Source organism: Marinobacter flavimaris (assembly GCF_045057155.1).
GTDB classification, from domain to species: Bacteria; Pseudomonadota; Gammaproteobacteria; order Pseudomonadales; family Oleiphilaceae; genus Marinobacter; species Marinobacter manganoxydans.
Map to the genome: position 1 here is coordinate 1,351,028 of NZ_CP171359.1, position 25,507 is coordinate 1,376,534.

Here is a 25,507-nt window from a genome sequence, read left to right on the forward strand (position 1 = left end):
GACGCGTTATGAAATTCAAGATGGTCAGTACCGCCATGCCCTTGAGAGGCCTACAAGCGCTTGCAATGCTTTCGAGCCTCCTGGTGATGGGATGTTCGGCGGAGGCGCCCCCTCTGACACAGCAAACTGTCTACCCGGTAAAGCTCATGACGCTGGAGCAGGCGCAGTCAGGCACGCTCAATCAGTATCCGGGCAGAGTCTCGGCGTCTGACCATTCAGAACTCTCTTTCAGAGTGGGAGGAGAGCTGACGGAGCTGGCCGTTAAAGCAGGCGACACTGTGGAAAAAGGGGAGGTCGTTGCCCGCCTGGACGATCGGGACGCAAGAACCCGCCTGGAAAACGCCCGGTCAAATTTCAATCTGGCACAGGCCACCTTCGAGCGAATGCGAATATCGTTGGAGCGCCAGGCCATCAGTCAGGCCCGTTTCGATGAGGCCGAGGCCGAGTACCTCTCTGCCAGAGCGCAACTGGCCAGCGCGGAGGACCAACTTTCCTATACCGTTCTCAAAGCGCCATTTGATGGCGTCATTTCACGGGTGCCGGTGGATGTCTTTCAGGTTGTATCAGCGCAGCAGGCCATTGCCGAACTGCAACGGCCCGGCTCTATCGACGTCTCGTTCCAGATGCCTGAACAACAGGTCCGCCGCCTTCAACCACAGAGATCCAGGAACGTTCGCGCCAATGGCAACACTATCGCGTGGGTACAGTTTCCCGAGCTTCCCGATAAACGCTACGCCGCGAGCTACAAAGAGCATGACAGCAATGCCTCTCAGGGGTCGCTCAGTTATGAGGTTACCGTAACGCTCCCTGAACCCGAGGACATCACAGTGCTTTCGGGGATGAGCGCGACCGTTCTGCTTGATTACGGCACATTGGCTGGAGAGAGCGCCCCGTCGTGGCTGATACCAACCGCGGCGCTTGTAACACCTGACGCAGAACCCGGCACTAGCGTGGTTTGGCGATACGTGGCTGCTGCCGATGGTGAGAATGGCGATAACACGGGCAGCGTCGAGCCGGTGGATGTCGAGCCGGGTAAGAAAATGAACGATGGCGTGCTTGTTCGGGGAGAGCTCAGCCCGGGCGACAGAATCGTGGTTGCCGGCGCTCACCGGATGAACAGGGATCGTTCGGTCCGTCCCTGGGAAAAAGAGGGCGGGCTCTGAGATGGTCGATTATTTTCTTGATCGGAAGTCCATCAGCTGGATGGTCACGCTGTTGCTTGGGGTTGGGGGCATGTTCGCGTTTCTGGGTCTTGGCCAGCTTGAATTCCCGGAGTTCACGTTACGTTCCGCCTTGGTGACCACCCAATATCCCGGAGCAACGCCTCTTGAAGTCGAGGAGGAGGTTACGCTGCCTCTGGAAAAAGCGATCCAGCAGATGCCGGGCATCGATGACATTACTTCGGTGAACTCGGACGGCTTGTCGCAGATTACTGTCCAACTCAAGAAGACGGTCAGAGAAGGGGAGTTAGACCAGTATTGGGATATCCTTCGGCGAAAGATTAATGATGCCCAGCCTGGTCTGCCACCAGGCGTGAACACGTCCATCGTGAACGATGACTTTGGCGATGTCTTCGGCCTGCTGCTCACGTTGCGTGGTGACGGCTACTCGCTGAAAGATCTTGGTGACCATGCGGATCTCATTCAGCGAGAACTGCGATTGTTGGAGGGCGTCGCAAAAGTCAGTATCGGTGGTCGTGTCGACGAGCAGATGATCGTGTCACTGGACCGTGACCGTATGCGTGCTCTTGGCATCTCGCCAGAATACCTGGCAAGCCTTCTGAATGCGCAGAATACGGTGGGCAACGCTGGCCACCTGCGCAGTGAAGGGCTGTCGTTATCCGTTCAGCCAACCGGTCAGCTTGATTCCGTTCAGGCACTTGAGCAACTGGCAGTTGGAAGCGCTGATTCGGGTATTATCCGGCTCAGCGATCTGGCCGAAGTTCGCAGGGTGACCAATGACTCACCCGCCTTGCTTTACCACTCTGACGGATTGCCTGCTTTGACCATCGGCGTGTCATTTGCAGAGGGCACCAACGTTGTTGATGTAGGTGAGAGTCTCAATGAGGCTTTGAAACGCCTGGAAAAACAGCAACCCATCGGCATGACACTGAACACAGTGTATAACCAGCCTGAAGTAGTCGAGGAGGCAGTATCTGCTTTTCTCATGAACCTTGCTCAGGCGGTGGGCATTGTCATTATTGTGCTTTTGCTGTTCATGGGGCTGCGAAGTGGCCTGCTCATGGGGCTGATCCTGCTGATTACCATCATGGGTACATTCGTGCTTATGGCAATACACGGTATTCAGCTCCAGAAGATTTCATTGGGTGCGCTGATCATTGCGCTGGGGATGCTGGTCGATAATGCCATCGTCGTCACCGAGGGCATGATGATTGGCCTTTCCAAGGGCAAGTCCAAAAGGCAGGCAGCCAAAGAAGTGGTCTCGCAGAACCGGTACCCGCTGCTCGGCGCTACCGTGATTGCCATTACGGCCTTTGCTCCTATCGGCCTTTCACCAGACACCACCGGAGAATTCATTGGCTCCCTGTTCTGGGTTCTGTGCTACTCGCTTTTCCTGAGCTGGCTGACGGCACTCACTCTGACCCCGTTTTTCTTTGATATGTTCTATCCCGACAAGCTCGAGAGTGTCGGGCAGTCATCCGATAACGACCCCTATAAGGGAATTGTTTTCGTCGTCTTCCGCCGCCTGCTGACCTACGCGATTCATTATCGCTTCGTGACATTAACACTTGCGATCGCGCTTCTGGCTGGGGTTCTATCGTTCTCGGGACAGGTTAAGAATGCTTTCTTCCCGAATGCCACAACGCCACTCTTCTTTGTTGACCTTTGGTTGCCCGAGGGCGCCGACATCTTGCAAACCGAAGAGACCGTAAAGCGGCTGGAATCGCGCGTGAATGACATGGACCAGGTCGTTCAGGTGACCAGTGTCACCGGTGGCGGAGCCCAGCGTTTTACGTTGACGTATTCACCGGAGCAGCGATACGCCAGTTTTGGCCAATTGATCGTAGAGACCCGGGATAAGGCGTCGAGAGAGGCCCGTATGGAGGAAGTCATTGAGCAACTGCGTACAGACTTCCCGAACGTGCATTACAAAGTGCAGGCTTTGCAGGTGGGGCCCTCAGCCAAAGCCAGTCTTGAAGCTCGTATCTTTGGAGAAGATCCCGAAGAACTCCGGAAAATCGGTGTGCGCGTGCAGGCAATTTTTGAAAATGAACCTCTGGCCGACAGCGTGCGCTTGTCCTGGGGTAACCGGGAAGCCGTGATCGTACCGGAGTTCCTCGAAGAACAGGCCCGGCGCCTTGGCGTATCTCGCGAATCACTGCACCAGGCGTTGTTGCTGAATAATCAGGGGCAGCAGGTTGGAGTGTACCGTGAGGGGAGCGACCTCATTCCGATCATTATGCGGTCAAGAGAGGAGCAGCGTTTTGACATCGAAAACCTTACCTCGATCAATGTCTGGAGTGAAGAGCAGGGCCGCTATGTCAGCGCGGGCAACGTCATCAATGCCATCAATACGGAACTGCGGGATCCGTTGATAAAACGCAGAAACAGGGAGCGGATGTTGGCGGTTTATGCCGAACCCATGCCTTTGTCGGGGGAGACGGCGGCGAGTGTGCTGGAGAGGATCCGCCCGCAGGTCGACGCGCTGGAGCTTCCCCACGGCTATTCGATTGAGTGGGGTGGAGAGTACGAGACCTCATCCGAAGCTCAGACTTCGCTTTTCTCCTCGCTGCCTCTTGGACTGCTGGGGATGTTCATTATTTCGATGCTGTTGTTCGGTAGCTTCCGACAGGCTCTGTCTATCTGGATGATTGTTCCTCTCATGATGATTGGAATCATTGGTGGACTGGTATTGCTCGGCGCGCCTTTTACATTCATGGCGCTGCTCGGGACTCTGAGTCTGATCGGTATGGTACTGAAGAATGCCATTGTGCTGGTTGAGGAGATCAATATTCAGTTAGAACAGCAGGATGATGCATTCACTGCGGTGGTTGAGGCCGCGGTAAGCCGGGTACGACCTGTGCTTATGGCGGCCGTAACCACCATGTTGGGAATGATTCCTCTGTTCAGCGATGCCTTCTTCGCGAGCATGGCGGTGGTTATCGTGTTCGGTTTGGGTGTTGCAACGGTATTGACGTTAGTGGTGCTGCCAGTGGTGTACTGCACGTTAATGAGAATTTCTTATCATCAATAACGCACCCGCTGTTTTTCAGGCGTCTTTTTTTCCTCCGGACAAGCGATCCGGAGGAAAAAAGCCTCCGGCAATCATTGCATTCATCAGTTCGCCTACTTTTGCACGCAGGTCATCCCTCAACAACCTCATTGCCGGCGTTATTGACTGTCGGGTAGGACAAATCAGCCACAGCTCGGATACCGGCGGCGCATAGTCCGGCATGATTGTGGTGACACGGCCTGCAAGCAGATCATCCGACATATCAAGACACGATTTTATCGCAAGACCGCGACCAGCGACGCACCACCGGCGAACCAGATCGCCATCGTTTGAGGCGCGATCGCCCGTCATTTTGACTCGATATTCCTCGTCTCCCCGTTTGAACGTCCAGAGGTCAAATGGGATGTCCTGCAACTGATAGAACAGTCCGTTGTGGTTCTCAAGGTCATCAGGATGAATGGGGCGACCATGACGCGAAAGGTAATCAGGAGATGCGCAAAGCAGGCGCGGCACATCGCAAATTTTGAAGCCATACAGGTTGGTGTCACTGGGCGCGCCGTAGCGAAGCGCCATGTCGACCGAATCCCGGTAAAAGTCCACGTTGGTGTCAGTAATCTGAACTCTGAGATTCAAACCTGGATGCGTTGCCATCAATTCGTCGATCCAGGGCACAACGCGGTAGCTGACCGAGCAATGACCACACCGGGTTGCGCAATAGGGCGTCACTGGGCGATGTGCCTGTTTCGCTAAGCGCTGTTTCCAGGTTGATGGATGGCAGCATGTCCTTGTAGGCAACGGACGTTCGAAAATCATTTGCCCTGATAGCCATATAGGCCGCTTTAAGGTCCGGGCGACGCTGCAATGTTTGCTCTGCAAGGTCGGACAGGGGTAAAAGAACCTGCGGATAGTCGGCGGAAATGACCGTGCTAGCCTGGCTTCGCCCGAGCAACAGGTTCAACGCCCTTTGCTGTTGCTGCAGGGATTCCTGAACTGCAATCAATGTCGCCCTGGCACTGGCCGCAGAGCTTTGGGCGCTGTCCAGATCTTCAAGGTCACCCAGTCCCGAGCGGTAACGCTGAAGAATCCACTGTTCGTTTTTTTCCAATAGCTCCGCGCGTTGCTTTTCGATGGCAACGGAGCGATTCAGATTCACCAGTTTCAACCAGCCCTGCATGACCTCGGCTGCGAGCGTATCCCGCGCAGCTTGGTAGAGAGCCAGCTGTTCAGCAACGTCACTGGCGGCAGCCGACGCCTCATCAGAAATCTTCGACCACAAATCCAGCTCCCAGCTGATGCTGACGGTGCCGGTGTAGGCAGTATCTAGACCGTCAGTGTTATTCGCGACGAATCCAGCCTCGACGTCGGGGAGTTGATCCGCCTGAGTCGCTCGGTATTGAGCACGGAGAATTTGGAGTGAAAGCCGTGTTTGCTGGAAATCAGGATTGGCCGCGCGCGCTTCGACAATAAGCGCGTCCAGGTCATGGCTGTTGACCAGCTCATTCAGGTAGGCTGTTTCGAGACCAACCTCCATCTCAAACTTGGAGACGACGTTCTGACGCTCGGAATCGGCCTGAGCGAGATAGTCCGTTCTCGTGGACAACGAACTGCAGCCTGCAATAACCAGGCAGCATAAAGCAGTCAGCACTACTTTCGAGCAGGGCAAGCGATACATAGGTAAAGTCCATTCGGGCGCGGTCAAATCTGCGGTAAACGACGGGATACAGACTATCTAGGAGGTGGTTAATGGAGGGTTAAGACCTTCATGGACCTGCCTATTATCTACGGCGACGACCAATGGATGCTCCATGAAGAACAGGGCCATGCGCGTGTCACGAAGACCAAAGAAGCATTCGAAGCAGCCGCCGCCCCGACGTGGCGGAAGAGTACAAGAACTACTGCGGTGAAGGACGCATAAAATGGCTTAAAAACGGCGAACCTGTCACTCCGCATGTTGCTGAGCGCCGCGAACAGGTAGAACAGGTTGGTGTTCTTCGACAGGCTGCGATCGCGGACTTTGGCATAACTTAACTGCCGCTTGATGGTGCGAAAGGGATGCTCCGAGTTCAAAAAGTCCGTCAACTGGACCAGAGTGTTCCAGTGCAATTCCACGAATCGGCCCGTTAGGCTGGCGCTATCTTCCAAGCTGAATGTTCGCTTTGCGACCGTAGCAGCTAAACAAAAGCGAACGTTCGCGATCTACCTCTAAAGATGCGCACTTCCAATGGATACCGGGCATGGGATATAGGAAGCTGCCTGTGGCCAAAAAGGTGTTGGTGGCTATCTGATGGACTATTACAACCGGCAGCGACCTCACACATTCAGCGATGGAATTCCTCCCGCCGCAGCTGAGAAAAGCCTTAGGATGTGTCCGGGATTAGTTGACCACTACACAGGAGACGCCATGGATGTCCGGAGGAAAGCTGTCGAATTATACCAGCAGTGGGGAGTTGGGTAGGGTGATTAACCACTCTCATGATCTTCAAGTTTGGACCTAGCAGGCCCTTCTTCATCTATCTGATCGGCTTGCCTCTTATCGTTTTCCTCCAGCAACCGCATGATGCGTCCACGGGTAAGGGCCTCATGGAGTTCTATCTGTCGCTGCTCATCGCGTAATGATTTTAGAAGGGATATCGCCATGAATATCATCAGCACCATGAATGGAAACGCAGCCAAAATTGAAATAGTCTGGAGTGCAGCCAGACCGCCGCTCATCAGCAGCACCCCTGCAACCATGACTTGCACCAGGCCCCAGACTATCCGCAGCCAGTTTTTCGGGGTAAGTACCCCCTTGCTGGTGAACATTCCAAGTACAAAGGTTGCTGAGTTGGCTGAGGTGATGACGAATAACACGATCAATACCAGCATGAGGATACTGATTATGTTTGCACCCGGCAGGAAATCCAAGGTGGCGAAGAGAGCAGAGCTCATCTCTTTGCTAACAGCTTCGCCAAGAGCGGCACCTTCAAAGAGTTCGAAGTAAAGCGCTGAGCCGCCGAAAGTGGAAAACCACAAAGTACTCAGTAGTACAGGTGTTCCAATCACGCCGAGGACGAACTCACGGATGGTTCTGCCCCTGGAGATTCGTGCGATGAAACTGCCTACAAATGGAGCCCAGGAAAGTCCCCATGCCCAGTAGAATATGGTCCAACGCTCGACCCAATCGTCGCCAGTATAGGGCGTCATTACCAAACTCATACCCATCACATTGGCGAAATAGTCGCCGATAGCGTTGGTCATGGCTGCGGTAATGAAGTCGGTGGGGCCAAAGAAAAATACGTAGATGAGCAGGAAAGCGGCTAGCGCCATATTGGCGTCGCTGACGTAGCGCACGCCACTTTCCAGTGGAACTAAGGCGCAGAGTAGGAAAACGACAGCGGTCAGGCCGAGAATGAAAAGTTGCTGATCGGCTCCAAAACCAATGTCGCCCACGTATACCAACCCGCTATTTATCTGGATAACCCCGAGCCCCAATGTCGTCGCAACACCAAACACTGTCGAAACAACGGCCAGGATATTGATGCCATGTCCGATGCCACCATCCACGTGGTGACCGATTGATGAGCGGAAGGTCTCGCTGATCAAGCCCGGGCGTTGCATTCGAAACCGTACGTAGGCAATAGCCAACCCAACGATTGCGAAGTTCGCCCACTGATGAAAGCCTGATGGCCGGTTAGGCAAAAATCGTGGAAGAGGAAGTCATCGACCCCGGTTTACTTCGTAGCCTGGTTCGAGACCTTAATAAGTTCATAGCGGGCGCGCTTGCCGTCACCACTTACGACTCTTGTGCCAGACCTTCCGTTGAGAATTGCCAAGAAATCTTCGAACTTGCCACAAATACCGCCAACTTCGGCGACGGTCAGTTTAGGTATGGGTTCGGCGCTGGCCGTGCCGAAATCACGGTGGATGGCATACACGTCGGTGAGTAGCAGCGGCATGAATGTTCGCTTTGCGACCATACCGAGTACCAATAGCTTGTTCCGATCTCATCCAAAGGGGGCTCATCGAACGGTCACTCTTTTGCGGAACAAATACGTTGTTCCGTTGAATGGGCGAGGGGTCGTGAAATCAGTCGCTGGTTTTTTGCGGACAGGGTGCGATTTTCTGCCAACCAGTTAAACCTTCCGCACCCGCCGGGGCCAGGCTTAATCGATGTAATGATTCGTATCCCAATGTTTCACCTTGCGAAGTGCGTTCCAGGATAGCGGTTGGGCAGCTATACAGACTTGCTCATAGCATATGAGCGGTTTCTTCTGTGATCACACTTTTTGTAATTGTTCTACAATACGGCGTTTCAGTGGATTAAGCCCCGTTGACATTGGGATAGCTTTAGCCGATAGTTAATGTACGGTTATTTTCCGTACATTATGGCTTCTAGGTTTAAGCCAGTAGTGCAGCATAATGGAAAACACCAAAACAGAGGTTCTGGCCGATTGGCCAGCCAGTTGAAAGAGGAACACCGCATGTCAAAGACAAGCGCGCGGCTGGATTTACGAATTGATCCGGCTATTAAAGAATTGGCGGCGCGCGCTTCAGCTCTGACCGGGAGTCACAGTCTCTCAGAGTTTGTCATCCAGGCAATCCGGGAGAAGTCGGTTCGCGTGATCGAGGAGGCTGAGGTGTATCGCCTGAACAGCCAGTCGTTTGATGCTTTTGTAGCAGCCTGCGAAGCAGCTCCAGCACCGAACGAGGCATTGCTGAGGGCGAAACGTCGCCGGAGTAAAAGGATGGAAAACGGTGACCTTGAGGTTAGAGCCATTAGATAAGAAGTCGCATGACCGGAAATCGTTTGATTGTGGGCTGGAACGGGTAAATGAGTTCCTTAGGCGAGAAGCTCGCAAGCAGATGGACAAGAAAATTAATCGCACCTGGGTGCTGGTGGATGATGAACCTACAAATGTGTTGCCAGTTCCGGTCCTGGGGTATTTCACCCTGACCAGCGCAACCGTAGTGCGTGATGAGCTGCCAGATCAGGAGACCCGTAGCCGATACCCGGCCTATCCCATTCCAGTGATCAAGCTTGCGTGGCTGGGTGTGGATAGCAAACTACACGGATCCGAGCACCGATACGGTGAAACGATAGTTCTTGAGGCGTTGGAAGAGGCGTATCGGATTGTTCAATACACTGGCATGGGAATAGCGGTTGTAACGGACCCTCTTACCCAGAGCAGTGATCGTTTTTTTAAGCGCTACGGCTTCCTGCCTATGGGAAGGCAATTCGGAGATCTGCAGTCGCTTTACTTGCCTATGGGTACAATTGGTCAGCTGATTGATCTTCCATCTTGAGAATGGTCGCAACCAGGAATTGTCGCCCGAACGAGCGTTCAAAGTTTTGGATAACGGGCCTGTAGTGAGATTTTGGTTCCATTCATAAAATGAATGCTCTCGCTGCCAGTCCGTCATCAGCATAAGGGGTATGAAGTCTGGCGGTGCTCTCAGGCAGGGCTGGAGCTCCTTTCCACATACCAAACCGCCGAGTCCGCGATCTCTGGCGGGTGAGTCAAGCCCCAAGAGAGCTGCAGGTGGCATTCTACCTAACCTTTATACAGTGCTGCCGCCCCTCTTAGCGCTGCCAATACCAATTGCTCGTCGTCACAAACGGACTGTTTCTTTAATTGTGCGAGAGCCAGTGCGCCAAGCCGAAAACTTTGTGAAATGGGCAGGGGTAGGGCGTATCCGGTGCCTGATCCTTGGCTTGCAGTCAGGTAAATCCTGCCGGGCTGGCGCTCAATCGTTATCCCCTTTGTTGGCCTCTTAAACTCGGCCTTGGGTAGATAGCCCAGACACACACAACAAAGAAGTGGTAGGTCGTCCTCGCCCAATTGGAGAACAATCTTCCTCTTCCATTCAACGCGTTCACCTTGGCGTGGTGCGACTTCCAAATTCAGTGCAGCCAGCGGCACGCCACCCTCTTGGGTGATGTAGGTCGCCTCTGCAGTGAGAGCCGCCTTTGAACCGAAACAGCGTACCTTTGCCTGGAGAGCAGGGTGTTCAGGCTTGACCGTCGACATAGCGATGAATGCTCAATGCTTGAATGACAGGTTCTGGCTCTATCTTGGATTCGCGCTGGAGTCGAACTGGAACCTCATTACGAAATGCTGGATTTTCACGCCAAGCCAACCTCGGGAGAGTCTCCTGCTGTGCAATAACTACTCCCGAAATCGGGCAACTCTTCCGGAGGACCTTGCCCGCCTCGCGATAGGCGTAGTTTGCTCGCAATTGATTCGGCAGAGTGATTCGGCGGACCAAAGGCTGATCGGGTGAACATTTTCGCCTCAGGACATCTACGGCGGTGTCTGCCAACTCCACATCGCGATCCCTGAGTCCTTCGGCAAGCGCCATGGCCTCATCAAAGCTGAGTTTCTGGATCCGGGCGTGACTGGTTGCCCAGGTCCAGGAGATTGAATCCAAATTACGAGGCATGATCCGGATCTGTCGGTAACACTCCCGCAGATCAAGCGTCTGAATTCCGGCACTTTTCAGAGCGTTCTTTAGCACCGTTTCTCGTGATACCCCGCGCTTCTCAAGGGAAAGGTTCCGGATTTTCAGAACAGTTTCCTTGAAGTGACTTTTAGCTGCATTTAGCTGCTCGACCGCCGACACTGTCGCATCTGAAGCACAAATAATGCCCGCTTCGTATTTCCTGTTGTGAGTATCGTCAATGGTCAGCCCAACCGCATCTATAATCGCAGCTCTGCGCGCATCCGCGGTATAGCGCTGTTTTTCAGTGGCGCCAAAAGTTGGGATATACACTTCAAAATTTCTGGCATGATCCGCTTCTGATAGCTTCTTTAGCCCCTCACAATGATCGACGAGGGATTGATAAGCAGTCGAAAGCTCCTCGATCAAGTCACGCGGGACAGGGACATCGCCAACATCAGAGTTCAACATGTTTTGGATCTCCCAATATCAGAGTACGGCACGGACACTATGTGAACACAAACAAAATCAAAGACCTGATTTATTATACCATATATTCCTGCAGACGAATCTCTTCATTAGCCAATACCAGACTCTGACGGTATCTTGGTTGCACCTAAGCAAAAGATCCTTGAGATTGCCTGAACTCACGAATTGGACACCATGACGAAACTTGCGATCCCACTAAGCCTTGAGACGTTACAAGAGATGGATAAAGACCGGACAAGACTCTCCGGCTTAACCAATGCTGAGCTGGCGGGTTTGTTTACCCTGTTTAAACTGGCCAACTCATCAAAACCCTTTAATGGCCCTGCGAGTGAACGTCTCCTTGCGGAAAGCCTCCAGCTGATTGGTGATTCTCAAGAGGCCAGATCAGAAATTGAGGACCTGGTACAGGATCGAGTGGAGCACTTTTCTGACCTGGCTCCGGGCAACAGCGACATGTTCTTTCTCATGTCAGTCTCGGACGTTGCCAACAAAAGTTACCTGGAACAAAAAAACCGATGGCGTTACGGTTGCTCGAAAGAGTTCAACCAGGTGTTCATCAAACGTAACATCCTAGGTCTGCAGCGGAATGTGTCACTGTCGACTGAGCACGACCGTTTGATTCGAGCCATCGAGGCCGAGCCGGACGAACCCATGGCCATTCAAGGCTTTGCCGGCGTGGGTAAGACTTACCTCATCACAACTCTTGCGGCCTCCTTGAGCGCCAAAGGTCTCTCTGTTGTAGCTCTGGCTCACACCCGTCAGCAACTCACAGCGCTCATGGAACGCACGCAAGCCGTTCGGGGATTGACGTTAGCGGAATTGCAGGAACGGCAACGATTCTGACGAAATCCTCCAAAAAGCCCGTTAACCATCTGTTTTACAAACCCTAAACTATCGCAGCCTGCTAAAGATCACTGTAGACATCTAACTTCTCCTTGCGCGATTGGCATTACTCGCAACTCTCAGGGATGATCAGGCCGAGACAATAGCGGGCTATTTAGCCAGGCTTGTTTGTAGTTGTTTCAACTGACCCTGGAGGACAGCTTTTTCCTGCAGTAATTCGCGATTCTGATCGTTGAGGAACTGGTTTCGGTCGTCAACCGCCGCCACGCGCTCTCTGAGGTCGGAGATCCGCTGCTGGCAGGCCGCGAGATGTTTTTCAGAATCCGTTAGGGCCGCACCAAGCTTCTCCCGGTGTTCGGCGTCGCTATCTCGCTCCAGCTGGAGGCGGTCGACTGTCGCTTCCAGCGTTTCTGTTCGCGTTGCCCATTGTGTTATGACGGCCTGGCTCGCGTGCAACTTTTCTTTCAAGTTTTCAGCGTGATCCTGACTGGCCTCATAGCGCTGGTTTATTTGGTCGCGATGTTGTCTCAGCGTGTCGCGGTCCTGTTCGCTGGAACGGAGCTGCTGCGTCAGCTGATCCACCTGACCCTCCAGTCCTGACTGGGTCCTGTGAAACTGATCCCGTTCATGACGGCGATCCTCGGCAATCTCCTGCTGGTAGTGCTCGAAATGGCTGCGGATATCGCGGTTTTCCTGCTTCATCTCTTGGACGGTTGCAGTGGTCTCACTGAGTTTCTCCTGACTTGCCTCCAGTTTGGACGTGAGTGAGGCCGCCCGGTGCTGTTCCTGTTGCAGAGCGTGGGCCTGGGCATCGCTTTCGTTGCGAAGCGCTTCATTGGCCTTCTCCAGTCCGCAGCGTTGCTCTTCCAGTGACTCGCACCGCTGCCGCACCTCTTCCAGCTCGGTGCGCCATTGCTGTTCCAGCGTCTGGTGCGCTTCGCGCTCCTGCGTAATACGTTCATCGGCCGCGTATTGAGCTCGCTCATGCAGGGCTTTCACGGCGGCCACCAAGTCAGCCGGGAGTCCGTTCAGATGCGCTGCGGCTTCGCTGCCTGTTTTCCAACGTTTCAGCATTGGCCCAAGCGTGCTGCGACTGCCGGTACCGAGTTCCGATCGCACCCGGTCGACAGTAGGCTCGTCACCGCGTTGGCGGACGCGTTGCGCAGCGTTGGCGACATCCTGGTAGGTAATTCCGGCGCGGGCCATGACATGCCTCATTTTTTTCATATAACGTGATATGTAATATTACGTTATTTATGAGATAATTAACAAAGTTAATTTAAGAAACATAACGCACGTTAAAGAGCATTAACGTGCGTTAGTGTGTGGTCTGTTCTATCCTGCCCCTGTAACGCCGGTACATCAGCGGCTCTTGAAAGCACGCCTCGAATTGGAGCGGTCATGGATCCAAAACCCACCGCCAGGTCCCCATTACGTAATGCGGACAAGACCGTGTTGGCCGATTCGGCTAATCGGTACATCCACATGGCCACCACCGACAACACGCGCCGGACCTACCGTGCGGCCATTCGCAGCATTGAGCGCTGGGGCGGACGCCTCCCGACACAGCCGGCGACCCTGGCGGCCTACCTGTCCGATCAGGCCGCCGCGCTTAATCCTCGCACGCTGGATGTCTACCTGACAGCCCTGGGGCGCTGGCACCAGACTCAGGGATTGCGTGATCCCGCTAGGGACCCTGGCGTGCGCAAAACATTGGAAGGGATTCGTCGCGCCCATGGCCGGCCGAAACGGCAAGCCCGGGCGCTGCGCCTCGAACACATTGCGGCCTTCCTGCAAACGCTCCAGCAGCAGCCTGACTCGCTCAAGAAGCATCGCGACTGGGCCCTGCTGCAGGTCGGTTTTTTTGGGGCGTTTCGCCGCAGTGAATTGGTGACGATTGAGGTGAAGCACTTGTCGTGGGAGCCGGAAGGACTGGTGGTGACTCTGCCACGCTCCAAAACAGACCCTCACGGTGAAGGCCTGAAGCGGGCCCTGCCTCGGGGCAACGGACCGGTCTGCCCGGTCAGTGCCCTCGAAAACTGGCTACAGCATGCCGATATTCATGAAGGCCCCGTCTTTCGAGCCGTCAACCGCTGGGATCGGTTGCAACCCCACGCCCTCTCAGGCGGGTCGGTGAACCGTATCCTGAAGGCGCTCGGGGGAACCTGCGGCCTGGACTTCGTGCCGACCCTGAGCAGTCACAGCTTCCGGCGCGGTCTATCCACCGCCGCCGCGCGGGAGAAGGTCGACTTTGCGCAGATCAAGCGCCAGGGCGGCTGGAAGCATGACGGAACGGTGCGGGGCTACATCGAGGAAGGGCAGCAATTTACGGACAACGCCGCAAGCACTCTACTGACCAAAGTCGCCAGGTTGATCCGGGACACCGACTAATGGTTAGCGTGGTCGCGGCTGGCTACGCTGCCCGGAAGCACTCAGAGCACGATGGACAGGTATCTGTAGTGGCTCACAAAGCTAATCTGTCGGGCCCGCAATTACCCCGAGCAGTGGGACCACATTGGGTGAGAACGGGCACCCGGTTGGGCCCAGATTAGCTGCGAACCGGCTCACCTCTGATGCCAATGAGCTCGCAAACATCGACTTCGGCCCACGCTTTGTGAGAATTAGGGTTGGATGGCATGTGGCGGATTTTCCACGTTTGTCTGCCAACCCTCGAAATCAACCAGATACTCCAGACACTCAACAACCGGATACCCAAAAATACTAATAGTCAGGTTCTCAGCAGGGTTTTTTGCAGGTTGGTGGTGATCATAGGCGCGAGGCGTCTGGCCCGATCGGCGATGGTTCCGCTGAAGCGCTCGTCCACGGTGTCGAGAAACAGCGCTAACCATCTTTGAAAGTGCTGATGCTGCAAGGAGTGCCGGCTATGGAGCGCCTGGTGCCGGGCGATCATATTACGTCGGTACGCGTCATGCTCGCCGAGCAACATCTTCCGCCAGTAGGCGTAAATCTTTGGTTTGTGGCGGGGCAGATCGATGCCCTGGAACACCGGCGCCAGTACGTCGTCAGCCAAGACTTTTCCATAGAAGGCATCGACGAGTTCGGTTATGGCATCGGGCGAGTTCAGTTCACGCATGCGGAGGACACTCCAGCAATCAAGAGATGATCGCCACGGTTGTTTTGCACTTTACCCGTGATGATCATTGAAATAGCCCTGGGTGCCCTGTTGTGCCATGGCATCCACAATCCGCCCGACACCCTGGATATAGGCGGCTGTGCGTAAGGGTATGGCTTTCTCCTCCGCCAGGTTGAAACAGGCATTCGCTTCACGCTCAAGACGCTGCCTGAGTTGCTTTTCCACGGCTTCGCCTGACCAGTAATCGCCCATCCGGTTCTGAACCCATTCCAGATGGCTGACTATCACGCCGCCGGCATTGGCGATGATGTCAGGAATCACGGGGATATTACGATCCTGCAGGACGCGGTCACCGCCGGTGCTGATGGGGCCATTCGCGATCTCCATGATCGCCCTGGCCCGGACCCGGTCCGCGTTGGCGTCCGTTATCTGGTTTTCCAGCGCGGCCAACACCAGAACATCGACGTCCAGTTCCAGCAACTCATCGCCATTAAGGGGCTGCGTCTGCGCGGCGTCACACACGGAATCGTCGCAATAGACCATGCCCTTGAGTTCACGGGTACGGTTCTTGTGACGCAGGATGGGCCCAGGGTTCAATCCCTCTTCACTGTAGATGGCGCCCCGGGAGTCGGACAACGCGACAATATTGTAACCGGCATGGTGCGCCAGGCGCGCAAAATGCTGGCCAGCGTTACCGAATCCCTGGACAGCCACTCTCAGATCTCCCGGTTCCTGGTGCTGCCGTTTTACCCACAGGTCCAACACCTGCAACGCGCCTGCACCAGTGGCTTCCTCACGGCCGATGGAGCCTCCCAGTCCCAGGGGTTTACCGGTAATAACTCCAGGCACGTGCCGACGTTCGATCTGGGCGTATTCGTCCACCATCCAGCCCATGACAATGGCGTTAGTGTTGACGTCGGGGGCCGGAATATCGCGTTCGGGACCAATTACATCGTGAAAAGCACGGATATAGCTACGGGACAATCGCTCCAACTCCATACGGGAGAGGGTCTTCGGATCGACACAGATACCCCCTTTGGCACCACCAAACGGCAGGTCGACCGCAGCACACTTCAACGTCATCCAGAAACTCAGTGTCGCGACCTCATCCTCGGTGACATCGGGGTGGAAGCGAATGCCACCCTTGGTGGGTCCGCGGGTATCGTCGTACTGCACGCGCCAGGCGGGAAAGACACGCAGCGAGCCATCATCCATGCGCACCGATAAACTGGCCTGATGGATGCGTTTAGGTTGCCCCAGGCGGTGGCGACTATCGTCCGCCACCTCCAGCCACTCGTAAATGTCAGCCATTCGGGATTGGGCATCTTCGAGTAAGTGATGGGTATTGCTGCTCATGGTTACCTCAATGTCTCGATAGGGAAAGTTACTATGCTTTCAATTCTGACTTGATAAGTGGTGCTCGTTTCGAAAACCGGCAAAATGGCTGTAGCATTCAGTTATCCGTTCAGATTCAGCCGCTTCATGCTGTCGCGCAAGCCATTCCCGGCTGCCTTGCCTATCCCGCGCAGCGGGATAGTTTTTTGACATCCTTGGTAAAGGTTTGAGCACACAGCTTCAGATCCTCAACCACCGTCAGGTACGGAAACAGCTCATATTGCAATAGCACCTTTTATGAACTTGTTCGATAGACTAACCTTAAAGCCGTAGTCAACTACGGAGTCAAGGCAAATGTCGGAGGAAGCGAATTCATTTACCATCTGGAGCCTGGCCAAGGCGGCTAACGTCCCAGTCGAAACCATCCGCATCTCTTGTCCTCTAATTCAGTCATTGCATGAAGGTGTTGGGCAAAAGAGTCAAGAGGTAATCGAAGACTGACACGAACAGATACAGTGCGTGACGTTTAACTTATGCGCTGTGTCTTCAGTTCATCAAATGTGCTGAGCTACGCACCAATTAAAAACAATGCGTTAACTGGCGAGGCTGCTTCTTCTGTTCATGAAGCCTGTTCATATGCAGTGTTTGAGAATAAATCCATGAACCATTCCCTATAGTTTGGCTGCGGTAACTCAACCAAGCTTTCCGAGAACTGGAAACATCGACAACATCCATGACGTGAATAGAGTCATCTGGCCGGTGAGCACCAACACTCCCATGACAACGAGCAGCAGGCCTGCAAACGCTCTCAGCCATCGACTCCAGCGACTTAGCCAGCGTACTCGTTGGCGAAAGTGTTCAATGAACAGAGCGGTTGCGAGGAAGGGGAGAGCTAATCCCAGCGAATAAACCGCAAGATACAGCATGCCCGCTTCAGCACTGGCCTGTGTGGCACTGAGCGCCAATATGGCCCCGAGTATGGGGCCTATGCAGGGTGTCCAGCCAATGGCAAACGCTATGCCCAGCATAAATGAGGCAGTGGGGCGCCCACCTTCAAGTGACTGCCCAATACGCCAGTCCCTCTGTAAAGCCGGCAGGCTCCACCAGCCCAGCATAAACAACCCCATCAGCACGATGAGTACGCCAGCTACCCGGTTGGCCTCTTCACGATAAGCCATCAACCATTGCCCGAGGACACTGGCGCTTGCCCCCAAGGCAACAAAGATCAGACTGAACCCCATCACAAAACACAGGCTCAACCAGAACGCCTTCAATCGATTCGAAGCCTCGGTTAGAGCGCCTCCGGTAACGACCGACAGGTAGCCGGGAACCAAGGGTAAAGTGCAGGGTGAGAAGAACGACACGAGACCACCGGCAAACGCCGCGGCAATTCCCCAGGTTGGAAGATCAAGCATTTAGCCTCCTGGCATTTTGCCAGTAGCGCACTCCTGCCGGGTGATACTCCTCTGGTAAAAGAGCTGGCATAACGGCTGTGATAGCCACCAGGGCACCGTTACCGAATCCCTGGACCGCCACTCTCAGATCTCCCGGTTCCACGCTCTGCCTTTGTCAGCACTTGGGTACAGCGATTCAGCGCCGCCCTCTTAACGGCAATCGTATCCTGTATTTGCCGCTTTGCTGTGCGGCACTGCTGCTCATCCCCGTTGTCGAGCGAATGAACAAACTCGGCGATCTCCGGAAGCCCCAGGCCTGCCTCACGACAAGCCCCAATGAACTTCAGCCGTTCCAGACAGCGGTCATCAAACAAGCGAAAGCCCCCCGAGGTTTTTCCGCAGGCGTGCACCAGTCGCATATCCAGGTATGTCCGAATCTGAGGCACCGACAGACCACAGCGACGGGCCGCCTCGGAAATGACATAGCCTTGGCTTTGTGTTTCCGGCCCGCGTTCAACGTCAGGTTCCGCTATTAGGGTATTCACCGTCATGTCAGTCGCTCCCTGCTTTGTCGAGCAATTGCCGGGCAATACCCTGACCCAGTTCGAAACCTTCCTGGACAGCCACAATGCTTGCGTGCGGTTTGTCCCGGGACCACGCCTCCCCGGCAGATCGAGAAGCAAAAAAGTGGACATCGCAACAGAAGGCACTGCGAATGTCGCCCTCCGTGGCCACGGACACCAGCGAGAGAACCGCGTCTTCTGGCTGAAGCGAAAGCACCTCCTGTGGCGTGACCGTCAAGGTGACCGGCTTGTGGGTGTGGGGACAACGCGACCGAACCTGTGCGGGTTCGCCAATGACACTGGGAAACATCAAAGCGTCGAGTGCACACCAGGTGTAGAGCGGCTGATCGTTTACCACAAACGCATGCGGCGTTTCACGCAGGGTGATGCCGGAGCCGACCAGCCGTCCCTGACCGTCATACTCGACGGTTCCGCAAGGCAGCTGTTCCAGCACCTGCACCACCTGGTCCGTCGTCCAGTTGAGCGACGCTGCAAGCCGCTCAAGAGTGACCGAACGACCCTGGACCAGCTCACGCAATAGCGCCACATGAAGCGCGGCCTCCGCTTCTCTGGTCAGGCCCAGCCGATTCACGATTTCTCGCACATCATTCATGGGGCCTTGCCTTATCCCGCGCAGCAGGATAGTTGTTTGACATCCTTGGTAAAGGTTTGAGCGCACAGCTTCAGACCCTCAACCATCGTCAGGTACGGGAACAGCTCATCGGCAATCTCGTTGACGGTCATGCGGGCGCGTAGCGCCATCACCGCAGTCTGGATCAGTTCGCCGGCCTCACCCGCGACGGATTGCACACCCAGTAGCCGTCCACTTTCCCGTTCCGCGACCATTTTAATGAAGCCTCCGGTATCAAAGTTGACCAGGGCCCGTGGCACGTTGTCGAGGGTCAGGGTACGGCTGTCGGTGACGTAGCCTCTTGCCTCGGCGTCAGCTTCGGATAAACCGACGGTCGCAATCTGTGGCTCGGTAAAGACCACCTCCGGCATGGCACTGAGATCCAGGCGGGCATCGCCGCCGGTCATATTGACCGCTGCCCGACTGCCACCGGCAGCGGCGACATAAACGAACTGCGGCTGGTCGGTGCAGTCCCCAGCAGCATAGATGTCGGGCACGGTGGTACGCAGACAGTCATCGACTAAAATCGCCCCGCGTGCAGTCTCGACGCCGATAGCCTCCAGGTTCAGTCTGTCTGTGTTCGGTGTGCGTCCCACGGCCACCAGCAGCCGATCGGCCCGCAGTTCCCCCGCGTTCGTAGCGAGAACGAACTCCTCATTGGTATAGCGGATCTGGCTCGCCTGCGTGTTATTCAGAACCTTGATGCCCTCGGCCTGGAACGCGGTTTCAATGGCCTCGCCAACAGCCGGGTCTTCACGGGAAAACAGCCGGCTACGCGCCAGGATGGTCACCTCGCTGCCCAGCCGGGCAAACGCCTGTGCCAGCTCCACGGCCACGACGGACGCCCCGATGACAGTCAGCCGGTCTGGAATGGTGTCGCTGGCCAGTGCCGTGGTGGACGTCCAGTACGGCGTATCGGACAGGCCCGGAACCGGGGGGATGGTAGGCCGCGCACCGGTACCAATGAATGCTCTGTCAAAGCGTACTTCGCGTTCCGTGCCGTCGGCTCCCGTCACTGTCAGCGTATTGGCATCGGTAAAACGGGCCTCACCCTGCAGGACAGTGATCGCCGGATTGTCTTCGAGAATCCCCTCATATTTTGCGTGACGAAGTTCATCAACCCGGGCCTGCTGCTGGGACAGCAACCGGGGCCGGTTAATAGAAGGCTCGACCGCCGCAATGCCCTCGTCGAACGGACTGGTGCGGCGCAGATGGGCCACGTGAGCGGCGCGGATCATGATCTTCGAGGGCACGCAGCCGACATTGACGCAAGTGCCACCGATGGTGCCACGTTCGATCAGCGTTACCCGGGCTCCGCGTTCCGCCGACTTCAAAGCGGCGGCCATGGCTCCGCCGCCACTGCCAATCACAGCAATATGCAGGTTGTCGTTACTCATTCATGTGACTCCTTGGTAGATGGGCTATCGCAGCAGGCGTCGTATTTCTTTTTGCGCCATACGGCGTAGCAGGTCAGGCCGATAAAAATGGCGAGCGTGGGCAACAGCACGTAATCCAGGTAGCCGGTCAGTGCGGCCAGACCGACGGATCCGAGTAAAACCACCAGAATCGGCGTGAAGCAGCACAGCGCGACCACGACCGTGCCAATTGCACTCGCTCGCAACAGGGTCTTGGGATCTTTCATGGTTACTCGTTTGTCGTCCCGGTTTATTTCAGGGTGGACGGATAACCCGCGTTGGTGGTGGCCTGAGTCAGCGCCTCAACGGAGGTTTTCTCATCGTCAAAGGTAACCGTCGCATCACGTTCCTCATATCGGACATCCACAGCGCTCACGCCGTCGACCCGCTTTAGGGCAGCTTTAACCGTAATCGGGCAGGCCGAACAGGTCATGCCTGGAACGGACAAGGTCACCGTTTGTTGCGCCGCCAGGGCAGGCAGGCTGAACAGCGTAAACAGTACGGCAGCAATCAGGGACTTTTTCATGGTGTAGTGCCTCTCAGTCAATAGGGTGGATCAGGTTTCAGTAAAACAGCGGTAAGACGAAAGGGAACGCCAACGCCGTCAGTATCAGCAGCGCAACGATCCAGAACACGACTTTATAAGCAGTGCGCACTTGCGGTACCGCGCAGACTTCGCCCGGTTCGCAGTCCTGCGCGGGCCGGTATATCCGGCGCCAGGCAAACACCATGGCCACCAGCGCAGCACCAATGAACCACGGACGGTAGGGCTCCAGGGCGGCCAGGTTGCCGATCCAGGCACCGGAAACACCTAGGGCGATCAGGACCAGGGGACCCAGACAGCAGGCCGACGCGAGCAGCGCTGCAACCCCGCCTGCGATTAACGACCCGCGACCGGATTTTGACTCTGAATTCAACTCTGACATTGCGATTGCACCTTTTATGGCCTTGTTCGATAAGTTAAGCTTAAAGCCGTAGTCAACTACGGAGTCAAGGTGAATGTCGGATGAAATGAACTCATTGACCATCGGGGGGTTGGCTAAGGCGACGAACGTCTCAGTTGAGACCATCCGCTACTACCAGCGACGTGGGTTAATACCTGAGCCCCAGCGTCCTCTCGGGGGTATTCGGCGCTACGGTGCCAGCGATATTGGCAGGTTGAGCTTTGTGAAAACCTCGCAGCAGTTAGGCTTTAGTCTCGATGAGATACACGACTTGCTTCAATTGGATGATGGTACTCACTGCCTGGAAGCCAGCACTCTCGCGGAGCGTAAGTTGCACGACGTACGTGGGAAGCTCGAAAAGCTACAGCAAATTGAGGCTTTGCTGAGCGACATGGTTGATCGGTGCTGCGCCTACGAGGGCAATATCTCGTGCCCCTTAATTGCGTCATTACATGAAGGAGTTGGGCGAAAAGTCAGTACCTACCCTAGCCAGAGTGGGACCCCTGCCAAACCTCAGTGACAAAAGGGCGGAATAGCAACCACGCAGGCCCTCAGAATGTCCAGTGTGACCAGCAGAGTACGGCGGGGAAGTTTTTGGGTAACAGCCCCAAACAGAGGCGCTATTAGCACGTAGCGAGCGACGATCGGGACCGTGGCGTTCACGAAATAAGGGGCGGTTCCTTTGGTCTTGACGAATTGCTGCCTACTATAAGCAATGCCTCCTTCAAGAGCGAACGTACTGTGAGTTAACGCCTCTCACTGGAACCCCATAGCAAAGGACTGCGTATGAGTAGTCTCCATGAAACCGCCTATCCGCGATTGAAGGCGGAGGTCTCGGATCAAGAACTGGCAGAAATTTATACACCCTCTGCCCAGGAACGATCCTTTGCCCGAAAGCACGGTCGAACTCCGGCTGCTCGTGGCGCCCTGCTCATTCTCCTGAAAACAGTGCAGCGCCTGGGCTACTTTGTCCACCTCATAGCCGTTCCCCAATCCATTACAACGCACATTCTGGCGTGCGACGACCTTTCACATCTCGCAGCGAGCCAGCTCAGGGTCTACGACCGCAATGGCGGCGCCCGTCAGCGGATGTTGGACACGGTTCGTCAACAGGTGAACATCAAGGCGTTCACCGTTGAAGGCAAGGCAATTGTACGGGAACTGGCGCGTGAAGCGGCCACCACCAAGCAGGACCTGGCGGACATCATCAATGTGGTGATCGAAGAGCTGGTGCGCCAACGTTTTGAGCTACCGGGTTTTTCAACGCTGCAAAGGTCCGCGCGTCAGGCTCGCAGCACTGTTAATACCAGTTACTTCCGGACGCTCAATGCGGGTTTGACAGCGCATCAAAAAAACGAATTTGACCAGTTGCTGCACGTGCCGGACGATTCCCCTCACACCAGTTGGCATATGTTGAAACAAGAACCCAAAAAACCGACCAATACAGAAGTGAAGAAGTATCTTCAGCATCTGGAATGGCTTCAGGGCTGGTGTCAACGATTGCCCGCTGTTGATCACATTCCTGCCGGCAAGTATCACCACTTCATACTGGAAGCACGAGCGCTGGGCGCGGCCAACATCAAGGCCATGCAAAGCACCAAACGCTATGCCTTGATGGTTCTGCTGGTCCATGCCCAATTGCGTCGCGCGATGGACGATGCGGTCGACATCTTTGTCCGCAAGATGCGCAACATCAAGACCAAGGCAGAAGCCAACCTGAACCAATATCACCTGGATCATATGAAGCGCATGGACAAGCTGGTGGCTCAACTGCGTGACGTACTGACCGCCGTCCAGGAAGCGCCAACGGATTCTGAGCGAGGTGCCCGAGTGGCGGCTGCCATCCAGAGTGATCCTGATGAATTACTGGCCGAGTGTGAGGAACACATGGCCTATGCTGGCAATAACTTCATCCCGTTCATGCTGCAACCCTACCGCCCGTTACGCCCCCTGTTATTCAATTGCCTTGAACTACTGGATCTGGCGGCAACCAGCCACGATCAATCCTTGATTGAGGCGATTGCGACTCTGAAAAAGCACCGGCACAGCCGTAAGGAATGCCTTGTGCTCAGCACTCAACCCGTCGACGTGTCCTGGCTACCGGAGCGTTGGCGCCGTTTGGTATTGGGGGCGGGGCCAAGCCAGCTACCGCCCGGCATGGTCTACCGGAAGTATTTCGAGCTGGGCGTACTGACACAGGTGAAGCGTGAACTGATTTCCGGCGATCTCGCGGTCGCGAACAGCGACCAATACAGTGACTACCGCGATCAGCTGGTGGATTGGAGTGTCTATGATGCCCAGATAGCGGACTACAGCGCGATGATTGATATCGAATCCGACCCCGCCGCTTTGGTGGCACAAGCCCACTCCCGGTTGAGCGAAACGGCCGACCGCATTGACCGTGGCTTCCCGGAGAATGAATACGCCGTCTTCCATGGTGAAGAGCTGGTGATCCGGAAGCACCGTCGCCCAGCGCCTCCGGATGGGTTAGCTGAGATTGATAAACAGTTATCCCAGAATTTGCCCGAAAAGAATATTCTCGACATCCTGGTGGAAGCCGAAAACTGGCTGGGCCTCCACAAACGCTTTGGGCCACTTTCCGGATTTGAGGGCAAGCTGGACGACCCCCGTACCCGCTTTGTTTCGACCTTATTTTGCTATGGCTGCAATCTCGGGCCAACTCAGACCGCGCGATCCATCACGACGCTTAATCGCCGGCAGGTGTCCTGGCTCAACCTGCGGCACGTTACCGAAGAGCGCCTGGAGCAGGCGATTGTACAGGTTATCAATGCCTACAACCGCTACCGGCTGCCGCGACACTGGGGAACCGGCCAGCGGGCCGCCGCCGATGGCACAAAATGGAACCTGTACGAACAGAACCTGCTATCGGAATACCACATACGGTACGGTGGCTATGGCGGGGTGGGCTACTACCACGTCTCGGACAAATACATCGCGCTGTTCAGCCACTTCATTCCTTGCGGCGTTTATGAGGCCATTTATATCCTTGATGGGCTGATCAAAAACGACTCCAATATCCAGCCTGACACCCTGCATGGCGATACCCAGGCGCAAAGTGCGCCCGTCTTCGGGTTGGCTTATCTGCTGGGTATCAACCTCATGCCCCGAATCCGGAATCTGAAGCAACTGGTGTTCTACAAGCCCGATAAACGCCAGCGGTATGAGCACATCAATGCCTTATTCAGCGAAACCGTCAACTGGAAACTGATTGAAACACATGTACCCGACATGCTCCGGGTGGCGCTATCGATCAAGGCTGGCAAGATCGCACCCTCCACGATACTGCGGCGCTTGGGTACCGCAAGCCTCAAGAACAAACTCTACTTTGCTTTCCGGGAACTGGGGAGGGTTGTTCGGACGACCTTTCTTTTGGATTACATTGGCAACGTGGAGTTGCGGCGAACCATTCATGCGGAAACGAACAAAACGGAAGAATTCAACCAGTTCGTGAAATGGCTATTCTTCGGCGGCGAGGGGGTGATCGCCGAGAATATCCGCCACGAGCAACGGAAGGTGATCAAATATAACCATTTGGTGGCCAACCTGGTCATTCTTCACAATGTGGAGTCGATGACGTTGACTCTTAAAGCTCTCAAGGATCAAGGTCATCATATAGATCACGATATTCTCAAAGGGTTGGCCCCATACCGCACGGACCATATCAATCGAATCGGCGATTATACGCTTGATTTTGATCGGCAGGTTTCACCCATGAGCTACAATACAAAAATAATTTAAATCCAATAGGTTAGTGCACTTTCTGGAGGATTTCGTCAGAATCGTTGCCGACCCTCAGATTGATGCTCGACTGGTCGAGCGCCTGGGCAAAGGGACGCGCCTCGGTCGGCGCCTCTCCCTCACCAAATGTCGAGACAATAAAAATGTGGCGCCCGTATTGCTCCAGCGTCTCGGGTTCAATCTCCGCCAGATTTACCATATCGCACATGGATGAGTTGTGTTCATAGATCCGTGTTGCAAGGCCTTTTGCGGTGTCAGTCTGGCTGGCAAAGGCCAGAAGAATGCGCTCACCGTTGTGGAAACAGCGTTTTTCTCTGTCGGATGGGTCTGTCATTGCTACAAATATAGGGTGGAATCTCGCGCTTAGCCATATCCATTTGAACCTTTTAGACCGGGGCACCGTTCTTAACAGAACACTGGCGATCAACA

25 protein-coding genes and 1 pseudogene are annotated in these 25,507 nt (G+C 55.1%); 8 read left to right on the forward strand and 18 right to left on the reverse strand.

The annotated features are described in order from the left end of the window. Positions 1 to 8: 8 nt before the first annotated feature. Positions 9 to 1,163, forward strand: a complete 1,155-nt coding sequence (locus ACGK9W_RS06240) for an efflux RND transporter periplasmic adaptor subunit (RefSeq protein ID WP_008172291.1) — start codon at positions 9 to 11, stop codon at positions 1,161 to 1,163. 1 nt (position 1,164) lies between these two features. Next, the gene (locus tag ACGK9W_RS06245) at positions 1,165 to 4,215 is read left to right on the forward strand and encodes an efflux RND transporter permease subunit (protein ID WP_008172293.1); all 3,051 of its coding nucleotides are present in this window, start codon (positions 1,165 to 1,167) and stop codon (positions 4,213 to 4,215) included. Between the two features lie 15 nt (positions 4,216 to 4,230). Here the strand turns inward: ACGK9W_RS06245 and ACGK9W_RS06250 are convergent, their stop codons facing one another. The 5 genes and pseudogenes from ACGK9W_RS06250 to ACGK9W_RS06270 form a co-directional block, all read right to left on the reverse strand. Further along, on the reverse strand, positions 4,231 to 4,845 hold the full coding sequence (locus ACGK9W_RS06250) for a substrate binding domain-containing protein (RefSeq protein ID WP_227716182.1): 615 nt from the start codon (positions 4,843 to 4,845) through the stop codon (positions 4,231 to 4,233). Then, positions 4,802 to 5,794 (reverse strand): TolC family protein, encoded by a 993-nt coding sequence (locus tag ACGK9W_RS06255; RefSeq protein WP_049756875.1) that lies wholly within the window; start codon positions 5,792 to 5,794, stop codon positions 4,802 to 4,804. The genes ACGK9W_RS06250 and ACGK9W_RS06255 overlap by 44 nt, the downstream gene beginning before the upstream one ends. A 347-nt stretch (positions 5,795 to 6,141) precedes the next feature. Beyond that, a pseudogene (locus ACGK9W_RS06260) lies at positions 6,142 to 6,252 on the reverse strand (IS5/IS1182 family transposase); the annotation flags it as partial. A 402-nt stretch (positions 6,253 to 6,654) separates the two neighbouring features. Then, a complete protein-coding gene (locus tag ACGK9W_RS06265; protein WP_405419737.1) occupies positions 6,655 to 7,872 on the reverse strand; it encodes a BCCT family transporter in 1,218 nt (405 codons plus the stop codon). A 32-nt stretch (positions 7,873 to 7,904) separates the two neighbouring features. Then, the gene (locus tag ACGK9W_RS06270; protein WP_273134862.1) at positions 7,905 to 8,129 is read right to left on the reverse strand and encodes a hypothetical protein; all 225 of its coding nucleotides are present in this window, start codon (positions 8,127 to 8,129) and stop codon (positions 7,905 to 7,907) included. A 525-nt stretch (positions 8,130 to 8,654) separates the two neighbouring features. Between ACGK9W_RS06270 and ACGK9W_RS06275 the strand changes: the two genes are divergently transcribed. Together ACGK9W_RS06275 and ACGK9W_RS06280 are read left to right on the forward strand one after the other, a co-directional pair. Then, positions 8,655 to 8,957 carry a DUF1778 domain-containing protein gene (locus tag ACGK9W_RS06275; RefSeq protein WP_072678555.1) on the forward strand — a complete coding sequence of 101 codons (303 nt, stop codon included), beginning with the start codon at positions 8,655 to 8,657 and terminating at the stop codon, positions 8,955 to 8,957. Between the two features lie 79 nt (positions 8,958 to 9,036). After that, positions 9,037 to 9,477: an acetyltransferase gene (locus tag ACGK9W_RS06280; protein ID WP_228704081.1), complete on the forward strand. Its 441-nt coding sequence runs from the start codon at positions 9,037 to 9,039 to the stop codon at positions 9,475 to 9,477. Positions 9,478 to 9,725: 248 nt separating this feature from the next. Here ACGK9W_RS06280 and ACGK9W_RS06285 read toward each other — a convergent pair whose 3' ends face one another. Both ACGK9W_RS06285 and ACGK9W_RS06290 read right to left on the reverse strand, forming a co-directional pair. Further along, positions 9,726 to 10,202 carry a hypothetical protein gene (locus tag ACGK9W_RS06285; RefSeq protein WP_288367494.1) on the reverse strand — a complete coding sequence of 159 codons (477 nt, stop codon included), beginning with the start codon at positions 10,200 to 10,202 and terminating at the stop codon, positions 9,726 to 9,728. Next, the gene (locus ACGK9W_RS06290) at positions 10,183 to 11,082 is read right to left on the reverse strand and encodes a DNA replication terminus site-binding protein (protein WP_058341907.1); all 900 of its coding nucleotides are present in this window, start codon (positions 11,080 to 11,082) and stop codon (positions 10,183 to 10,185) included. Before ACGK9W_RS06290 ends, ACGK9W_RS06285 begins: the two co-directional genes overlap by 20 nt. Before the next feature lie 192 nt (positions 11,083 to 11,274). Here ACGK9W_RS06290 and ACGK9W_RS06295 point away from each other — a divergent pair, with 192 nt between their 5' ends. Next, complete coding sequence (locus ACGK9W_RS06295) at positions 11,275 to 11,943, forward strand: AAA family ATPase (RefSeq protein ID WP_288367513.1); 669 nt, start codon at positions 11,275 to 11,277, stop codon at positions 11,941 to 11,943. A gap of 150 nt (positions 11,944 to 12,093) precedes the next feature. Here the strand turns inward: ACGK9W_RS06295 and ACGK9W_RS06300 are convergent, their stop codons facing one another. After that, complete coding sequence (locus ACGK9W_RS06300; protein ID WP_202348823.1) at positions 12,094 to 13,149, reverse strand: DNA-binding protein; 1,056 nt, start codon at positions 13,147 to 13,149, stop codon at positions 12,094 to 12,096. 195 nt (positions 13,150 to 13,344) lie between these two features. Here ACGK9W_RS06300 and ACGK9W_RS06305 point away from each other — a divergent pair, with 195 nt between their 5' ends. Continuing rightward, on the forward strand, positions 13,345 to 14,334 hold the full coding sequence (locus ACGK9W_RS06305) for a site-specific integrase (RefSeq protein ID WP_405419745.1): 990 nt from the start codon (positions 13,345 to 13,347) through the stop codon (positions 14,332 to 14,334). Positions 14,335 to 14,671: 337 nt separating this feature from the next. Here ACGK9W_RS06305 and ACGK9W_RS06310 read toward each other — a convergent pair whose 3' ends face one another. The 9 genes from ACGK9W_RS06310 to merT form a co-directional block, all read right to left on the reverse strand. Continuing rightward, complete coding sequence (locus ACGK9W_RS06310; protein ID WP_194855916.1) at positions 14,672 to 15,037, reverse strand: group III truncated hemoglobin; 366 nt, start codon at positions 15,035 to 15,037, stop codon at positions 14,672 to 14,674. Positions 15,038 to 15,088: 51 nt separating this feature from the next. Beyond that, positions 15,089 to 16,393, reverse strand: a complete 1,305-nt coding sequence (locus ACGK9W_RS06315) for a Glu/Leu/Phe/Val dehydrogenase (protein WP_288944747.1) — start codon at positions 16,391 to 16,393, stop codon at positions 15,089 to 15,091. 671 nt (positions 16,394 to 17,064) lie between these two features. Next, the gene (locus ACGK9W_RS06320; protein ID WP_202348819.1) at positions 17,065 to 17,787 is read right to left on the reverse strand and encodes a cytochrome c biogenesis CcdA family protein; all 723 of its coding nucleotides are present in this window, start codon (positions 17,785 to 17,787) and stop codon (positions 17,065 to 17,067) included. Positions 17,788 to 17,885: 98 nt separating this feature from the next. Continuing rightward, complete coding sequence (locus ACGK9W_RS06325) at positions 17,886 to 18,317, reverse strand: MerR family transcriptional regulator (RefSeq protein WP_202348818.1); 432 nt, start codon at positions 18,315 to 18,317, stop codon at positions 17,886 to 17,888. A 1-nt stretch (position 18,318) separates the two neighbouring features. Continuing rightward, positions 18,319 to 18,942: an organomercurial lyase MerB gene (merB, locus tag ACGK9W_RS06330; protein ID WP_202348817.1), complete on the reverse strand. Its 624-nt coding sequence runs from the start codon at positions 18,940 to 18,942 to the stop codon at positions 18,319 to 18,321. Between the two features lie 11 nt (positions 18,943 to 18,953). Continuing rightward, entirely contained in the window at positions 18,954 to 20,357 is a 1,404-nt protein-coding gene (merA, locus tag ACGK9W_RS06335) for a mercury(II) reductase (RefSeq protein WP_202348816.1), read from the reverse strand. Next, positions 20,354 to 20,602, reverse strand: a complete 249-nt coding sequence (gene merF, locus ACGK9W_RS06340) for a mercury resistance system transport protein MerF (RefSeq protein ID WP_202348815.1) — start codon at positions 20,600 to 20,602, stop codon at positions 20,354 to 20,356. Before merF ends, merA begins: the two co-directional genes overlap by 4 nt. 23 nt (positions 20,603 to 20,625) lie before the next feature. Further along, positions 20,626 to 20,901 carry a mercury resistance system periplasmic binding protein MerP gene (gene merP, locus ACGK9W_RS06345; protein ID WP_202348814.1) on the reverse strand — a complete coding sequence of 92 codons (276 nt, stop codon included), beginning with the start codon at positions 20,899 to 20,901 and terminating at the stop codon, positions 20,626 to 20,628. A 37-nt stretch (positions 20,902 to 20,938) separates the two neighbouring features. Next, positions 20,939 to 21,301 carry a mercuric ion transporter MerT gene (gene merT, locus ACGK9W_RS06350; protein ID WP_194855908.1) on the reverse strand — a complete coding sequence of 121 codons (363 nt, stop codon included), beginning with the start codon at positions 21,299 to 21,301 and terminating at the stop codon, positions 20,939 to 20,941. 73 nt (positions 21,302 to 21,374) lie between these two features. Here merT and merR point away from each other — a divergent pair, with 73 nt between their 5' ends. Together merR and ACGK9W_RS06360 are read left to right on the forward strand one after the other, a co-directional pair. Beyond that, positions 21,375 to 21,839: an Hg(II)-responsive transcriptional regulator gene (gene merR / locus ACGK9W_RS06355; protein ID WP_194855907.1), complete on the forward strand. Its 465-nt coding sequence runs from the start codon at positions 21,375 to 21,377 to the stop codon at positions 21,837 to 21,839. A gap of 266 nt (positions 21,840 to 22,105) precedes the next feature. Continuing rightward, entirely contained in the window at positions 22,106 to 25,078 is a 2,973-nt protein-coding gene (locus ACGK9W_RS06360; RefSeq protein WP_405419755.1) for a Tn3 family transposase, read from the forward strand. 10 nt (positions 25,079 to 25,088) lie between these two features. Here the strand turns inward: ACGK9W_RS06360 and ACGK9W_RS06365 are convergent, their stop codons facing one another. Beyond that, a complete protein-coding gene (locus ACGK9W_RS06365) occupies positions 25,089 to 25,412 on the reverse strand; it encodes a flavodoxin domain-containing protein (protein ID WP_288944283.1) in 324 nt (107 codons plus the stop codon). Positions 25,413 to 25,507: the final 95 nt, after the last annotated feature.

Bases quoted from the DNA above. Each gene is read 5' to 3' on its own strand.
- ACGK9W_RS06245 (WP_008172293.1), top strand. From the start codon at position 1,165: ATGGTCGATTATTTTCTTGATCGGAAGTCCATCAGCTGGATGGTCACG.
- ACGK9W_RS06285 (WP_288367494.1), bottom strand. From the start codon at position 10,202: ATGTCGACGGTCAAGCCTGAACACCCTGCTCTCCAGGCAAAGGTACGC.
- ACGK9W_RS06310 (WP_194855916.1), bottom strand. From the start codon at position 15,037: ATGCGTGAACTGAACTCGCCCGATGCCATAACCGAACTCGTCGATGCC.
- merB (WP_202348817.1), bottom strand. From the start codon at position 18,942: ATGAATGATGTGCGAGAAATCGTGAATCGGCTGGGCCTGACCAGAGAA.
- ACGK9W_RS06280 (WP_228704081.1), top strand. From the start codon at position 9,037: ATGGACAAGAAAATTAATCGCACCTGGGTGCTGGTGGATGATGAACCT.
- merF (WP_202348815.1), bottom strand. From the start codon at position 20,602: ATGAAAGATCCCAAGACCCTGTTGCGAGCGAGTGCAATTGGCACGGTC.
- ACGK9W_RS06270 (WP_273134862.1), bottom strand. From the start codon at position 8,129: ATGCCGCTGCTACTCACCGACGTGTATGCCATCCACCGTGATTTCGGC.
- ACGK9W_RS06240 (WP_008172291.1), top strand. From the start codon at position 9: ATGAAATTCAAGATGGTCAGTACCGCCATGCCCTTGAGAGGCCTACAA.
- ACGK9W_RS06320 (WP_202348819.1), bottom strand. From the start codon at position 17,787: ATGCTTGATCTTCCAACCTGGGGAATTGCCGCGGCGTTTGCCGGTGGT.
- merA (WP_202348816.1), bottom strand. From the start codon at position 20,357: ATGAGTAACGACAACCTGCATATTGCTGTGATTGGCAGTGGCGGCGGA.
- ACGK9W_RS06300 (WP_202348823.1), bottom strand. From the start codon at position 13,149: ATGGCCCGCGCCGGAATTACCTACCAGGATGTCGCCAACGCTGCGCAA.
- ACGK9W_RS06295 (WP_288367513.1), top strand. From the start codon at position 11,275: ATGACGAAACTTGCGATCCCACTAAGCCTTGAGACGTTACAAGAGATG.
- ACGK9W_RS06360 (WP_405419755.1), top strand. From the start codon at position 22,106: ATGAGTAGTCTCCATGAAACCGCCTATCCGCGATTGAAGGCGGAGGTC.
- ACGK9W_RS06290 (WP_058341907.1), bottom strand. From the start codon at position 11,082: ATGTTGAACTCTGATGTTGGCGATGTCCCTGTCCCGCGTGACTTGATC.
- merP (WP_202348814.1), bottom strand. From the start codon at position 20,901: ATGAAAAAGTCCCTGATTGCTGCCGTACTGTTTACGCTGTTCAGCCTG.
- ACGK9W_RS06250 (WP_227716182.1), bottom strand. From the start codon at position 4,845: ATGGCAACGCATCCAGGTTTGAATCTCAGAGTTCAGATTACTGACACC.
- merT (WP_194855908.1), bottom strand. From the start codon at position 21,301: ATGTCAGAGTTGAATTCAGAGTCAAAATCCGGTCGCGGGTCGTTAATC.
- ACGK9W_RS06305 (WP_405419745.1), top strand. From the start codon at position 13,345: ATGGATCCAAAACCCACCGCCAGGTCCCCATTACGTAATGCGGACAAG.
- ACGK9W_RS06315 (WP_288944747.1), bottom strand. From the start codon at position 16,393: ATGAGCAGCAATACCCATCACTTACTCGAAGATGCCCAATCCCGAATG.
- ACGK9W_RS06325 (WP_202348818.1), bottom strand. From the start codon at position 18,317: ATGACGGTGAATACCCTAATAGCGGAACCTGACGTTGAACGCGGGCCG.
- ACGK9W_RS06275 (WP_072678555.1), top strand. From the start codon at position 8,655: ATGTCAAAGACAAGCGCGCGGCTGGATTTACGAATTGATCCGGCTATT.
- ACGK9W_RS06365 (WP_288944283.1), bottom strand. From the start codon at position 25,412: ATGACAGACCCATCCGACAGAGAAAAACGCTGTTTCCACAACGGTGAG.
- merR (WP_194855907.1), top strand. From the start codon at position 21,375: ATGTCGGATGAAATGAACTCATTGACCATCGGGGGGTTGGCTAAGGCG.